At 77.8% G+C, this 1,602-nt stretch carries 2 protein-coding genes; both read left to right on the top strand.

Features of this window, described 5'->3' with window-relative positions; translation table 11 throughout:
- The first annotated feature begins 194 nt into the window (after window positions 1–194).
- The gene (locus N866_RS18675) at window positions 195–740 is read left to right on the top strand and encodes an NUDIX hydrolase (protein WP_034229608.1); all 546 of its coding nucleotides are present in this window, start codon (window positions 195–197) and stop codon (window positions 738–740) included.
- Window positions 737–1,602, top strand: an 866-nt coding sequence (locus N866_RS18670; protein WP_034229606.1) for a DUF6049 family protein, incomplete at its 3' end; no start/stop codon positions are given. The genes N866_RS18675 and N866_RS18670, both read left to right, overlap by 4 nt.

Here is a 1,602-nt window from a genome sequence, read left to right as displayed (position 1 = left end):
ACCTCCGCCGCGCGGCGCTGCAGCGCGACGGCGTCGGGACGCGGGCCCCGCGACGACGGCGACGGGGCGGGGGCGGCAGGGGTGGACACGACACACCAGCGTGCCAGATGCCGACGACGGCGCCGCCCCGGCCGCGGCCGCGGCGCCCGGGAGGGGGATCCTGACCTCCAGGGTCCGGTCGTTACAGTGGCCGCATGTCCACCGCCGTGCCCCACCCGCGGCACGGCGCCGTGCCCACGCCCCCGGGCGGGCACGCCCTGCACATCGACCCGCTCGCCCGCCTGCGGCACGCGACCCCGCTGCCGGTCGTCGACGAGGCCTCGGCCGGGGGGCTCGTGGTCTCCACGGTCCACGGTCGTCCCCACGCGGCGGTCATCGCGCGGCGCAACCGGGCCGGCCGGCTCGAGTGGTGCCTGCCCAAGGGTCACCTCGAGGGCGAGGAGACGCCCGCGGAGGCGGCGGTCCGGGAGATCGCGGAGGAGACCGGGATCCAGGGCGTCGTCCTGCAGCAGCTCGGGACCATCGACTACTGGTTCACCGGCGACGACCGGCGCGTGCACAAGGTCGTCCACCACTTCCTGCTCCAGGCGGTGGGCGGCGACCTCAGCGTCGAGGGCGACCCCGACGGCGAGGCGGAGGACGTCGCGTGGGTCGCCGTCGTCGACCTCGCCGACCGCCTCGCCTACCCGAACGAGCGTCGGCTCGCGATCGCCGCGCACGCGGTGATCGCCCGGGCATGAGCCGCACCTCCCGGTGGCGCGCCGCGGCGGCCGCCGTGGCCGCGTGCGCGCTGACCGGGCTCACCGCAGTCGGGGGCGCTGCTGTCGAGAGCTCTGCCCCCGGTACCACGACCGTCGGGAGCATCGCTGCCGGAAGCGGGTCCGTGCCCGCGACCTCCCACACCGACGACGACGCCCTGCCCGTCACCGTCGAGATCACGGCCGTGACGCCCCAGGTCCTGCGGCCCGGGCAGGACCTCACCGTCACCGCCCGCCTCACCAACACGTCGGCGGCGCCCGTCGCCCAGCCCCGGGCGTTCCTGCACGTCGACCAGCGCGCGTTCATCAGCAGGACGTCCCTGGACCGCTGGCGCACCGCGCCCCTCGACGGCGACCTCGGCGGCATCGCGGCGGAGGCCGACGTCGGCGTGCCCCTGGCGCCGGGGACGGCGACCACGGTGACGGTGACGGTCCCGGCCGACGGGCTCGCCCTCGGTCGGGGCGAACGGGCCTGGGGGCCGCGCGGGCTGGCGCTGCAGGTCGTCGACGCCGCGGACCCGTCCCGGGTGCGCCTCGGCGCCGCCCGCTCGTTCGCGCTGTGGTTCCCCGTGGAGGAGGTCACGGCCACGCGGATGAGCGTCCTCGTCCCCCTGGTCGGCCCGGCGTTCGACCCGTACTCGACGGAGTGGGCCGAGGACCTGGAGGAGCTGACGTCGGGCGGCCGCCTGGCCCGCGTCCTCGAGGCGACCGAGGAGCACCCGGACGTCACCTGGGTCGTGGACCCGTGGCTGGTCGACGTCGCGGAGGCGCCCCCGGCCCCCGGCCGGGCGGTCGGTGCCGGCCGGGGCACGGCGCGGGACCCCCTCGAGGGCGGGGCCGGGTC

The sequence above is a fragment of the Actinotalea ferrariae CF5-4 genome (genome assembly GCF_000603945.1).
Taxonomy (GTDB): Bacteria; Actinomycetota; Actinomycetes; order Actinomycetales; family Cellulomonadaceae; genus Actinotalea; species Actinotalea ferrariae.
This window is presented reverse-complemented; position numbering and strand designations above follow the sequence as displayed.

What these genes read in the sequence shown, in the direction of transcription:
- N866_RS18675 (WP_034229608.1), top strand. Translation starts at nt 195, where the DNA reads ATGTCCACCGCCGTGCCCCACCCGCGGCACGGCGCCGTGCCCACGCCC.